Origin of the sequence: Reinekea sp. (genome assembly GCF_046710285.1) — a bacterium.
In the GTDB taxonomy this organism is placed as follows: domain Bacteria; phylum Pseudomonadota; class Gammaproteobacteria; order Pseudomonadales; family Natronospirillaceae; genus Reinekea.
Genome location: NZ_JBKEGY010000046.1, coordinates 1 through 11713, shown reverse-complemented (window position 1 = coordinate 11713; position 11713 = coordinate 1). Strand labels below are relative to the sequence as shown.

The 11713-nt window shown below is 42.8% G+C and carries 16 protein-coding genes and 1 pseudogene; 14 read left to right on the top strand and 3 right to left on the bottom strand.

Annotation, left to right across the window (positions count from 1 at the left end):
• The 4 genes from ACI882_RS17900 to ACI882_RS17885 form a co-directional block, all read left to right on the top strand.
• Positions 1 to 591 (top strand): chemotaxis protein CheW (locus ACI882_RS17900; RefSeq protein ID WP_411748586.1); only part of this gene is annotated, 591 nt, incomplete at its 5' end.
• A 54-nt stretch (positions 592 to 645) separates the two neighbouring features.
• Positions 646 to 1125: a chemotaxis protein CheW gene (locus ACI882_RS17895; protein ID WP_411745615.1), complete on the top strand. Its 480-nt coding sequence runs from the start codon at positions 646 to 648 to the stop codon at positions 1123 to 1125.
• Positions 1126 to 1180: 55 nt separating this feature from the next.
• Positions 1181 to 1621: a hypothetical protein gene (locus ACI882_RS17890; RefSeq protein WP_411745616.1), complete on the top strand. Its 441-nt coding sequence runs from the start codon at positions 1181 to 1183 to the stop codon at positions 1619 to 1621.
• Positions 1594 to 2358: a VacJ family lipoprotein gene (locus ACI882_RS17885; protein WP_411745617.1), complete on the top strand. Its 765-nt coding sequence runs from the start codon at positions 1594 to 1596 to the stop codon at positions 2356 to 2358. The genes ACI882_RS17890 and ACI882_RS17885 overlap by 28 nt, the downstream gene beginning before the upstream one ends.
• Here ACI882_RS17885 and ACI882_RS17880 read toward each other — a convergent pair.
• Positions 2355 to 2657: a PilZ domain-containing protein gene (locus tag ACI882_RS17880; RefSeq protein ID WP_411745618.1), complete on the bottom strand. Its 303-nt coding sequence runs from the start codon at positions 2655 to 2657 to the stop codon at positions 2355 to 2357. The two genes, ACI882_RS17885 and ACI882_RS17880, sit on opposite strands and share 4 nt — an antisense overlap.
• Before the next feature lie 151 nt (positions 2658 to 2808).
• On the opposite strand from ACI882_RS17880, the gene ACI882_RS17875 reads away from it, so the two are divergent.
• The 9 genes from ACI882_RS17875 to yghU all read left to right on the top strand — a co-directional run bounded on the left by ACI882_RS17875 (position 2809) and on the right by yghU (position 8729).
• Positions 2809 to 3990 (top strand): response regulator, encoded by a 1182-nt coding sequence (locus ACI882_RS17875; protein WP_411745619.1) that lies wholly within the window; start codon positions 2809 to 2811, stop codon positions 3988 to 3990.
• Between the two features lie 21 nt (positions 3991 to 4011).
• Positions 4012 to 4509 (top strand): STAS domain-containing protein, encoded by a 498-nt coding sequence (locus ACI882_RS17870; RefSeq protein WP_411745620.1) that lies wholly within the window; start codon positions 4012 to 4014, stop codon positions 4507 to 4509.
• 9 nt (positions 4510 to 4518) lie between these two features.
• Positions 4519 to 5556: an NAD(P)H-dependent glycerol-3-phosphate dehydrogenase gene (locus ACI882_RS17865; RefSeq protein WP_411745621.1), complete on the top strand. Its 1038-nt coding sequence runs from the start codon at positions 4519 to 4521 to the stop codon at positions 5554 to 5556.
• 11 nt (positions 5557 to 5567) lie between these two features.
• On the top strand, positions 5568 to 5912 hold the full coding sequence (locus ACI882_RS17860; RefSeq protein ID WP_411745622.1) for a DUF4389 domain-containing protein: 345 nt from the start codon (positions 5568 to 5570) through the stop codon (positions 5910 to 5912).
• Positions 5909 to 6349: a SixA phosphatase family protein gene (locus tag ACI882_RS17855; protein ID WP_411745623.1), complete on the top strand. Its 441-nt coding sequence runs from the start codon at positions 5909 to 5911 to the stop codon at positions 6347 to 6349. The genes ACI882_RS17860 and ACI882_RS17855 overlap by 4 nt, the downstream gene beginning before the upstream one ends.
• Before the next feature lie 256 nt (positions 6350 to 6605).
• On the top strand, positions 6606 to 6812 hold the full coding sequence (locus tag ACI882_RS17850; RefSeq protein ID WP_411745624.1) for a cold-shock protein: 207 nt from the start codon (positions 6606 to 6608) through the stop codon (positions 6810 to 6812).
• A 124-nt stretch (positions 6813 to 6936) separates the two neighbouring features.
• The gene (locus ACI882_RS17845; RefSeq protein WP_411746455.1) at positions 6937 to 7365 is read left to right on the top strand and encodes a hypothetical protein; all 429 of its coding nucleotides are present in this window, start codon (positions 6937 to 6939) and stop codon (positions 7363 to 7365) included.
• A 54-nt stretch (positions 7366 to 7419) separates the two neighbouring features.
• Complete coding sequence (locus ACI882_RS17840; protein WP_411746454.1) at positions 7420 to 7746, top strand: hypothetical protein; 327 nt, start codon at positions 7420 to 7422, stop codon at positions 7744 to 7746.
• 128 nt (positions 7747 to 7874) lie between these two features.
• Positions 7875 to 8729 (top strand): glutathione-dependent disulfide-bond oxidoreductase, encoded by an 855-nt coding sequence (gene yghU / locus ACI882_RS17835; RefSeq protein WP_411746453.1) that lies wholly within the window; start codon positions 7875 to 7877, stop codon positions 8727 to 8729.
• Between the two features lie 65 nt (positions 8730 to 8794).
• On the opposite strand, the gene ACI882_RS17830 is transcribed toward yghU, so the two are convergent.
• Together ACI882_RS17830 and ACI882_RS17825 are read right to left on the bottom strand one after the other, a co-directional pair.
• Positions 8795 to 10426, bottom strand: a complete 1632-nt coding sequence (locus ACI882_RS17830; RefSeq protein WP_411746452.1) for an MDR family MFS transporter — start codon at positions 10424 to 10426, stop codon at positions 8795 to 8797.
• Entirely contained in the window at positions 10423 to 10878 is a 456-nt protein-coding gene (locus ACI882_RS17825; RefSeq protein ID WP_411746451.1) for a MarR family winged helix-turn-helix transcriptional regulator, read from the bottom strand. The genes ACI882_RS17830 and ACI882_RS17825 overlap by 4 nt, the downstream gene beginning before the upstream one ends.
• Positions 10879 to 11434: 556 nt before the next feature.
• On the opposite strand from ACI882_RS17825, the pseudogene ACI882_RS17820 reads away from it, so the two are divergent.
• Positions 11435 to 11713 (top strand): annotated as a pseudogene (locus ACI882_RS17820) (IS110 family transposase); the annotation flags it as partial.

Here is an 11713-nt window from a genome sequence, read left to right as displayed (position 1 = left end):
GAACCAGAACCAGAACCAGAACCAGAACCAGAACCAGAACCAGAACCAGAACCAGAACCAGAACCAGAACCAGAACCAGAACCAGAACCAGAACCAGAACCAGAACCAGAACCAGAACCAGAACCAGTGGTTCAGCGAGCGAAAGGCGGGCCTCCTGAATGGGCACAAGGTCGTTTTGAATGCTTGGTTTTTGAAGTTGAAGGGCTAAAGCTCGCGGTACCATTGCTGTTACTCGGCAATATTCACCCACTAGATCGTGAGCTAACCAGCTTGTTTGATCAACCAGATTGGTTTATGGGCTTATTACCGGTAGCAAAAGATAGAAATATTAGAGTGGTCGATACTGGCCAGCTAGTCATGCCAGAGCGGCATAAACGTGAGAATCGGGATCTTATTAAATTCGCCGTAGGCGTGCATGATTCTGATTGGGCTTTCGGTGCAAACTCGATAGAAGGCTCAATTACCTTGACGACAGACTTAGTTAAATGGCGTTCGAGCAGAACCAGTCGACCTTGGCTGGCCGGAACCATTATATCTGAGATGTGCGCCTTGGTTGATCTAGATGAATTTAATCGCATTTTGAATGCATAGCGGATTACGAAATGTGGTCTATAGTAAGTTGATGAATGTTGTGGAGGAAGTTTAATGACAGCACAAACATTGAAAGCCGGAGATGATCCTATTCTCCAGTGGGTGACTTTTCGTTTAGAAAATGAAACCTATGGAATAAACGTAATGCAAGTTAGTGAAGTGCTTCGTTACAACGAAATTGCGCCAGTCCCAGGTGCACCTTCCTATGTGATTGGTATTATTAATCTTCGCGGTAATGTCGTCACTGTGGTCGACACGCGGGAGCGATTTGGTTTACCCACTACCGATATTACCGACAGCACGCGAATAGTGATGCTTGAGACTGATGATCAAGTCGTGGGTATTTTAGTCGATGCCGTTGCTGAAGTGGTTTACTTGCGTGAATCAGAAATTGAAATAGCACCGAATGTTGGTAATAACGACAATGCGCGTTACATCCAAGGTGTCAGTCATAAAAATGATGAGTTGTTAATTTTAATCGAAATTAAAAATTTATTGACTGAAACCGAATGGGCAGAGCTCGCAGAACTCTAATGTTGGCCTGAAATGTGCTGAATAGAATAAACTGTCAATAAATTGGAGAGAACCAATGGACTTTATTCTTTCAGCTTTACCTAGCTCATTCATGGACGCTTCATTTACGCTGTTTATTTTGCTATTGGCGAGTGTATTTTTTTATAGCAACCAACGGCGCATTCGTCGATTAGAAGCAAAGCTACTGCAGACGCAGTCTATGCTCACGCGTGAAATTAAAATGGTCAATCAAGGTGCAATCGGCGTAGGGCGACGGTTTGCGCAAGTAGAGAAAAAGCTTATTAAAGCTTCTGACCAACGTCCCAAATTTGAAGCAACAGATGTAAAGACTCACAATTTACAGTTGTCTAAAGCGTCAAAGTTTGCTCAAATCCAAGCTCAAGCAGTGAAGCCAAGCGTGTCGCAACCAAAGCTGGCACAAACTGCCACTCAAGGATTGACGACAAAGGCGGAACAATCATTAACATCATGGTTAAAAGAGCATCAAACAGCTTAAGGGTTCAATCCCTTTCAATTTTGTTGGCACTGACGCTAGTGAGTGCCGCCAACCCCATTTTTGCAGCCTCCGACGACCCACTTGAACCGGTCAATCGTGTTACGCACGGTTTTAATGATGTTTTAGATCGATTTTTACTTAAACCTGTCGCAAAAACCTACCAATTTATAATGCCAGAGTTTGCCGAACGCGGTGTGCGCAACGTGTTCACCAACTTAGGCGAAGTGCGCAACGTTGTTCACAATGGCTTGCAAGGCAAGGGTAAAGGGGCTGTTCAATCGACTGGGCGCTTACTTATCAACTCAACCGTAGGCATTGGCGGGTTATTTGATGTGGCCAGCAAAATTGGGTTGCCGGTTGAACGTGAAGATTTAGGGCAAACCCTCGGTAGCTGGGGGGTAGGGCCTGGGCCGTACCTAGTAGTGCCATTTTTTGGACCATCGTCATTGCGTGATGCTTTAGGACTTTTGGCTGACCCTGCATTGAACCCCATAACCTACGCACCTATCTCAACGGCTGAGAAAACAGGTGTCACATTGTTATCGGCTGTACAAACCAGAGCTGATTTAATTTCTGCTGAAGGGCTAATCAGCGGCGACAAATACATAATTTACCGCCAAGCTTATTTATCGACGCGCGAATTTGATGTAAATGATGGTCAAATCAAAACCGACGACTTTTTAGACAATAGCACCGATTTTGACGAAGAAGACGAGTTTTTAGATGAAGGTTTTTAAGTAAGCGATTTCACTTCTAAACCAATATCAAACTTTATTTCACTTAACTCGATGCATCTTACTACGACACATATAGCCGTCATTGACTGAAACTGGGCATTGGGTGATTCTACATTCACAGTGACTTCAGCGGCGATAGGCAGTGACTTAGTCGCTTCTAGGTGCATACCCGTTGCACTTAGGTCGACCACTTTAACGTCAAAGGTAGCCCCATCACTGGTGGTTATGGATGCTTTGGCATTTAAGGTCATACGCATAAAATCGCGTTTTTCTTCATAGTCTTTGCTAGATAGGCTCATTTTAACGCTCCTGGGTTTATCTCTATTTTTGTTTCTGTCTTTCAAAATTAAGTGTTACAAATATCCGATATAGTGGCCGCTGTCAAAACTATTGCGTTTAGTTCCTAGTAAGGCTACGGTGGCGCCTCGACAGCCTAATTTTAAGTATCGAATGCCGATGACCAGTGCGACGTTATTAATTGTAGATGATGAAAACGCGGTGCGAGAATCTATTGCCGCTTATTTTGAAGACAGTGGCTACCAAGTTATAGAAGCTAACAATGGTGCGCTTGGATTAGAGCTATTCGAGCGCGAAAAACCCGACCTAGTTATTTGCGATTTAAGAATGCCAGGCATGGATGGTTTGTTGGTGTTAAAGCAAATTATGAATGCCTCAGATGACACCCCTGTCATTGTGGTTTCAGGCGCCGGCGTTATGACCGATGTTGTTGAAGCACTTCGTCTAGGAGCTGCCGATTACTTAATGAAGCCCGTTGTAGATTTGAGCGTACTTGAACATACCGTAGAGCGTGCTCTAGAACGGTCACTTTTAGTTAAAGAAAACACCCTATACCGTGAAGAGCTTGAAGTTCGCAATCAAGAGTTGCAAGATCATGTAGATCGACTCAAACTCGATCTACAAGCCGGAAGAGCCGTCCAAGAGCGACTTTTACCTAGGTTTCCACTAGAGCAAAATGGTTACAAAGTACGCCATAACATGGAGCCTTCAACCTATTTGAGTGGCGACTCTGTTGATTATTTCGAAATTAGCCCAAACCAGTTTGTTTTCTATATTGCTGATGTTTCTGGCCACGGTGCTAGTTCAGCTTTAATCACCTTATTAATAAAGACTCAAATTGATCGTTATAAAGATGAATTTGAAAATAATACCTCCGATATCGTCATGAATCCTGGCCAAGTATTGCGCCAAATTAGTCTCGATTTACTCAAAACACAGACCAATAAGCATGCGACTATGTTCTACGGTGTGATTGACACCTCAATTCATCGTATGGATTACGCAATGGCGGCACATTTTCCTGCCCCTATCCTCTGTTTTGATCAACAATGTACAACGATTGAACCTGAAGCATTGGCTGTAGGGCTTTTTGACGATGCCATTTATGCAAGTCATCATATAGATTTAGCAGGCTTCAAACATTTGACGCTATTGTCTGATGGTATCTTTGAATTGATGAAAGAGCCCTCATTATTAGAAAAAGAGCAGCGATTACTTGAGTTGGTGATGCAGCCGAACCATACTATGCACGATTTTCTTGATGAGCTCAGGAAAGAAGGGTTAACGAAAGGGGCACCGGATGATATTACCGTGCTAACCGTTGAACTATATTAAGATTTATAAGGTTGTTAGTTCATGAGTAATGGGCGTGTATTGATTGCGAACCGAGAAGGCAGTTATTTAGTGAAACTGACCGGTGATGTGCGCATGACGTTATGTACAACAATTGATAATTGCTTACAATTGATGTTACAAGATCCTATTTTTTCTTCGGTGGTTGTTGACGTATCCGATGCTGAAGGCATAGACAGCACCAGCTTGGGCTTGTTAGCTAAAATATCACGCGTTGCTGTAACTAAAATGAAAGAACTGCCAACGTTGATTAGCTCTAACCCAGATATCACCCGTGTAATAGAAACCATGGGCTTCCGCGATAGAGTTTATGTCATCGTATCTTCAGCAGATGTTGATAACGCAAAACTACCGTTGGCTGAAGCCGAAGTTATTCCGGCCGATGAACAAAGTGCCCAGGCTAGGGTGCTTGAAGCACACAAAATTTTAATGTCACTCAACGAAAAAAATAAGGTTGCCTTCAAAGAGCTAGTTGATTGCATTGAACAGTCAAATTATTAAGGAATAAGCGTGTCCAATACAAACCAATCCCCATCTTACAATGTCACAGTATTAGGTGGGGGTAGTTTCGGAACTGCAATCGCCAACATATCTGCAATAAACAATCACTCAGTAAGCCTCTGGATGCGCAGCGAAAAACAAGCTGACGATATCCTAGAAAGCCGTGAAAACTCACGCTATTTACCCGGCTATAAACTGCATAAAAATTTAGTACCTAGCCTATCTCTAGAAGATTCAGTTCGTTGCGCCGATTATGTGTTCGTGGCAGTGCCCAGCAAGGCATTTCGGTCAGTATTAGAAGAAGCTGTACCGTTTTTGCAACCCCATGCCAAGCTTATTAGTTTGACCAAGGGTATCGAGCCTAATTCTTTTAAATTAATGAGCCAAATTCTACAAGAAGTAGCGCCAGCACATGAAATTGGTGTCATTTCAGGGCCGAACTTAGCGAAAGAAATTGCCGATGACCAAATAACCGCAACGGTTATCGCGTCCTACAGCCCGAAACTGCGTGCTGAAGTGCAAGAAATGCTTAGCTGCCAGTCGTTTCGAGTGTATGGCAACCCAGATATTTATGGTGTTGAAATGGCAGGCGCTATTAAAAACATTTATGCCATAGTCGCTGGTTTAGCCGCCGCATTAGGCATGGCTGATAACACCAAAGCGGCCATAATTACACGCTCCTTGGCTGAAATGTCACGCTTTGCCGTGCGATTAGGCGCCAACCCAATGACATTTTTAGGGTTAGCCGGTGTCGGCGACCTTATCGTAACCTGTACGTCTTCTCTAAGCCGAAACTATCGGGTTGGCTACTACATTGGTGAAGGACTTACTTTAAAACAGGCCATAAAAAAAATTGGCGAAACTGCTGAAGGTATAAATACATTACGAATGGTTAATGACAAAGCACTCGAACTGGGTATATATATGCCTTTAGTAAAAGGCTTGTATGCGGTTATCTATGAAGACATGCCGATATCAGCTATTTCGAGTAAGTTAATGTCAGGTGATTTGGCACAAGACGTAGAATTTATGTCTGATGGCCTTTAAGGAGATTTACAATGTTAGTTGAAGATCGCGAGCACCATATTTTTAAACTTCTCTTTATAATACTGTTTTGGGTATTCTTTAGAGTTGCCACCGTTGTCATGGTTATAATTTCACTTATTCAGTGGGGCTCATTGTGGTTTCAAGATGAGCCAAGAGAATCATTGCTGAAGTTTTCTAGCCAATTGACCCTGTTTCAGGCTCAAATTACGAAATACCTTACGTTCCAATCAGATGAGAAGGTCTTTCCATTTGCAGATTGGCCAGACGCCCCTATAAAACCCGAAGCTCCAGTCGAAGTAGCTGTGCCAGATGAAGCGGAAGAACAGCCAGGCGAAAAGCCAGATACTGAAAAATGAAACTCTATTTAATGCGCCACGGTGATGCAGAACCTTTTTCACCCAACGATGCAGGCCGTGCCTTAACCCCTACAGGGCGGGGCGCGGTGGCCAGTAAAGCACGGTTATTACCAGAGATAGACCAAATGACCGTTAGCCCTTATTTACGTGCATTGCAAAGCGCCGATATATTAATTGAGCAGGGTTTGAACGTGAAACACCGGCAAGTTGATGATCGGGTTACGCCAGATTGCTCACTAGAGCCCATTATCGATGACATTCTCCGTGCAGATTTACCTAACCAACTCGTTGTGGCGCATAACCCTTTGCTGTCACGGTTAGCGCGCCATTTAGCGGGCGATGAAGCGCGCGGCGTTAATTTAGGTACTGCACAGGTTGCCTGTTTGGAAGCCGATGAGTTTTTACCCGGTTGTGCTACTTTGTTATGGGTGAAGTAAGTCGTAACCTTATTCGTACTCACTGACACTAATTAACGCCCATAATTGCATTCCAAGCGCCTGTTTTTTCTAAACACGGTTTAAAAATGAACTGTTTTTGGAAATAGCCCATCAATAAGCGCCAAATAAGCCAATTTCTGGCGTTTTAAATTCGGCTTTATGGTTGGGTTGTGTGTACAATGAGGTTCCGGTTCTTTTTTTGTCATTTAAATCACAAGATCAGAATTATATAACGACTAGATATAAAGAGCAGAATATGAGTAAAGGTACAGTTAAGTGGTTTAATGCTGACAAAGGTTTCGGATTTATTACTCCTGAAGACGGCGGTAAAGATTTGTTTGTTCACCATTCTGAAATTCAAGCAGGTGGCGGTTACGCTACTTTGAATGACGGTCAAGCTGTAGAGTTTGAAGTGGGTGAAGGCCAGAAAGGCCCTTGTGCGAATAACGTTCGCGCAGTATAAGCACTAGTAAATAAGCGCCACTGATCTATTTTTACCTTTAGGTACTAATTCGATAAGTGGCGTTTTTTTATGCGCAGCGTTTGTGCTTGCAAGGGTGGGTAATAGCGAATGGAGAGTTATTTCGATGACAAAGCCTAAAACACCAGAGAAAAAGTCACCCTTAGTCATAGGTTTAGCGATTGTTGGGGTCTTAATGGTAATTACCTTCATTGTGAATAATTATGAAAAATTCCCAACTGCGCAATCTATTTTTGGCGGCAATGAATCGCCTAAAGGCCAAGCCCAGGGCAGTTTGCAGCTAGCCGTTGAAACCTGTCGTAGCCAAATAAAAAAGCAGCTCGGTGCTAAGTTATTAGCATCAAATTTAGATGAATACTCAACTCGTTACAATGATACCTCGAAACAGTATTTAGTGTTTATAGACCTTGTTATTAAAGGTGTTGAAAAAGAGAAGTATTACTACGAATGCCAAGTTTCTGCAATGAATCAAAAAATTGTCAAAGCCCAATTAACTTCACCACCAGGTCAGTTTCAAAAAATAAACATTAATTAATACCTGTATTTTAGGTATATTCCCGTTGAAGCCGAAATAAGTAAAGACAACAAAATGAAAGCCAAGCTTAAACAAATCTCCACCATTGTCGCTCAAGCCAATGATAAATTCGATGTCGCAAATGACACCATTGATACCATATTAGGTGTAATCGATGCGGCGCTTCGTAAGCAGGGCATTCAAGCCGATGCCATCACAGTAGACTGCGTGCCCCTCGACAAAAAAATTGTATTTTTACTGCATGACAACAAGCCCGAATTTGTCAGTATTGCCTTAGGTAATAAAGCAGGGGATATTCATTCCTCTAACGACCACCCCATAAATGATGTCAATGTTGAATTGGTTTACGCATTACTAGTAGAGAACTTCACTCAACACTAATGTTATAGAGTGGCGGTTTAGCTCACAGCCTTGATATTTCTATACTCGACGCCATCTCTAAGTGACTAATATTGAACTATTCTAAGCTTCAATGGTCTGCCATACGAATTACTTGAAAGGAATTATACATGTCTGATCCAACCTATACCCCGCCAGCCGTCTGGACTTGGGACTCTGAAAGCGGTGGTAAGTTTGCCAGCACAAACCGACCTGTATCTGGCCCAACTCATGAGAAAGTTTTGCCCGTTGGTAAACATCCAATACAGCTGCATTCGTTAGCAACGCCCAATGGCGTAAAAGTAACGATACTTTTAGAAGAGTTACTTGAACAAGGTGTTGATGGCGCGGAATACGATGCCTATTTCATTGATATTGGAGAGGGTGACCAATTCAGTAGTGGCTTTGTTGAGATAAACCCAAACTCAAAAATTCCAGCAATGATTGATAAAAATGGTGATGAACCGATTCGCTTGTTCGAGTCTGGTTCAATGATGGTTTATTTGGCAGAGAAGTTCGGCCATTTTATGCCAAAAACAGTCGCAGGCCGAGCAGAATGTTTGAACTGGTTATTCTGGCAAATGGGCAGTGCACCATTTTTAGGTGGTGGTTTTGGCCACTTTTACACTTACGCACCAGAAAAATATGAGTACCCAATCAACCGTTACGCCATGGAAGTAAAACGCCAGCTTGATGTATTAGATAAGCACCTAGCTAGCAATATGTACATGACGGGAGATGAATACACCATAGCCGATATGGCCATCTGGCCATGGTATGGCACGTTAGTAATTGGCACTATTTACGATGCTCAAGAGTTTCTAGATGTGAATAGCTATACTCATGTTAAGCGTTGGGCAGAACAAATTGCTAAACGACCAGGTGTTATTCGCGGTCGCAAGGTTAATAGTGCTTGGGGTGAGCCATCTGATCAGTTGAAAGAACGTCACGATAAATCAGATTTCGACAATATTCCAGCTAAGTAAGACTCTATTTAAAAGCACTCGCTGTGTAAGCAACGAGTGTTTTTTTGTGCCTGTTAGTTTTTAGGTTAATTCGATTCCGTAACGACCGGCTTTTTCTTCGTTGGCCGAGAAAATGGAATTTCAGGGATAATAAGCGTAATCGCCAAGCCTAAAATCACAATGAGAAATCCGTATTGGAATATCTTCCGAGTCGCTTCTGCCCAAATCACCTTAAAGCTATTCTCTATCGTTGTGACCTGCGCTAACGCCGCCGCCTGTTCAACCGGGTCAGCAACATTCTCTTGTACGGTTAATCGAATTTGTTCAAAATTAATCGATGCAGCTTGATGCTCCGTATCCACCTGATCACTAGCAACGACTTGGCTTTGCAGCTGACTCGGGAGTTGAGGTGCAATGTCGGTCATGAACGCATTTGCCAAATAGGCACTGAATACTGTGCCTAGAAGCGCAAGCCCAACACTACTACCCATTTGCCGAACAAAGGTCGCAGATGCGGAAGCCACGCCCATTTTATTTCTCGGGGCCGCATTGATCATCATTTGCGTGTAGAGCGGAATGGTAGGCCCTAAAGCAATACCCAATACAACGAGCTTTATAATGATTTGCAGTTGCGTTTGTTCGGCGTCAAGCGTTAATGCAAACCACAAATAGGCAAAGATAAGTGCCACCAAACTTGGAATAAGCACGGGTTTATAAGAGCCAATACGTGACACCAGTTGTCCACTGGTAATGTTGCCAAATACCAAGCCCAGCGTTAACGGCGTTAAAGTAGCGCCCGAACTAGTCGCACTGACCCCTAAAACATTCACCATGTAAAGTGGAATAAAAACGATAGAACCTAAAAACACCGCACCTAACACAAAAGAGGCCAACGCCGTTAAACCAAAGGTTTTGTTGGCAAAGAGTTTTAGATCTACTATGGCGCCGTCGCTTTTTAGTTCATGGCGAATAAACAAGGTAAACGCAATAATCGACAAACTAAACATAGATATGGTTTCAACCGAAGCCCATGCATAGCTCGTAGGCGCTAATGAAAGCGCCAGCAACAGCGGAATAACAAACAGCAACAATAGTGCCGCCCCGAAAAAATCAATGTGCTGTCCAGAGGTGTGTCGCAACAAGGGCATACGTTTAGCAATAAAGAAAAAAGCAATGGCACCTACGGGGATGTTCACTAAAAAAACCCAATGCCAGCTAATTAAGTCAGTTAGCAAGCCACCAATCCATGGGCCAATAACTGAACTGAGCCCAAACATTGCGCCAAACAAGCCTTGGTACTTTGGCCGCTCATGGGGCTCAAATAAATCACCAACCACCGCAAAGGCATTCGCAAAAATAGCTGCAGAACCGACACCTTGTAAGGCTCGATACAAAACCAACTCAATAGGGGTTTGAGCAATAGCGCATAAGATCGATGCAATAACAAAAATAACGATGCCGGTGAGTAGCATAGGTCGACGACCATAAAGATCAGATAACTTGCCCCAAATCGGTAAGAGAGCCGTACCGGTTACTAAATATGAGGTGGTTAACCAAGTAATCCAGTTAGTTGGAAAGGATAAATCTTTAATAATCATAGGCGTTGCCGTAGAGACAATGGTTTGATCAAGCGCCGCCATGAAAAGAGCAAGTAAAACCCCGATTAAAGCGCCTCTGCGTTCTCTAGGGCTTATGACTGTTGTAGGTTCAGAATTCATTTTTTCTCCAGGGTGGTGTGGCAAAAAGGGGCCAATTGTTTAAGGACAGCCGTTGCTTGCTGTAAATCTGCTTGGTTAACGCCAGCATCCAAGATGAATTTCAGGTAAACATCATTTACCAGCGACAATATACGCTCACCCTCGGGTGTTAAACTGAGGCGTATTTTGCGGCTGTCTTCAGAGTCTATTTGTCTCTCAATTAATTTAGCTTTCAGTGTTCTATCGATCATGTGAGAAATCATAGACGCCGACATACGCATCGTCTCACTGATTTGGCTTGGGTAAACCCGACCATTACGAATTAAGAACAAAATAGGGAAGTCAGTAAACTCGAACCCCAGCTCAGCCTTGACCTTATCGCGCACATTCACTTTTAAACTGCCCATGAAGTGACGAAAGGCTTGGCCGAACTCAACAGTGTCTTCGAGTGTAGGTTGTTGCAAGTTGGGCAAAATTTACCTCAATACAGATATAGTTTAATGATTAAACTATTCTATGCCTTAATCTTTCTGAATGAAATTAAAATTTTGTAACCAATGAGTGGTTAGCTGATGGGCAATTGAGCTTGGAGACCTTGGAGAGCTAACCTAGCCATATTGTAAGTGGGGCATAAAGTTTACACCTCCGTATTAGCTTGTTGAAATTGATCACAAAACTGAACTCAAAGTGCTTACATAATCAGAGAATTACCAGTTATGTAAGCACCAGCTTAAAAACATGTGGTAGAAAGATAGGGTGATTTGAATGAATAATCTAAAGCCTAAGAATCACGGGCACTGCAAGCGCCGCAGAAATTTAGATACCTCGGCGGGCGCCTATTTATAAGGTTTACTTAAATTGACATATAGTCCCTAAAGTTCCATGATTACTGGATTGTAGAGGTCTTAAGATAAAAAATAATAAATACATATGTGCTCCGTAAAAATAAGCGGTGGCCTAGTAATAATGGTATGGACTTCTCTCCTCTATACTCTGGCTCACCAATGTGAGTTCAGTTAGGAGAGCATCATGAAAGACGTTGCAGATTTTTGTGGAATTGATATAGCCAAACATTTAATTTCAATTCACTTAGAAGATGAAAATCGAAAAGTGATCAGCCAGAGAAATATGCGCCGTGCGAATGTACTGACATTTTTTGCAAATAAACCACCTTGTTTAATTGGTATTGAGTCTTGCGGTGGTAGTCAATATTGGGCACTAGAATTACGGAAGCTTGGTCATGATGTGCGGCTGATGAATGCTAAATATATTATCCCTTATCGTCGTAAAGGTAAGAATGATCTAAAC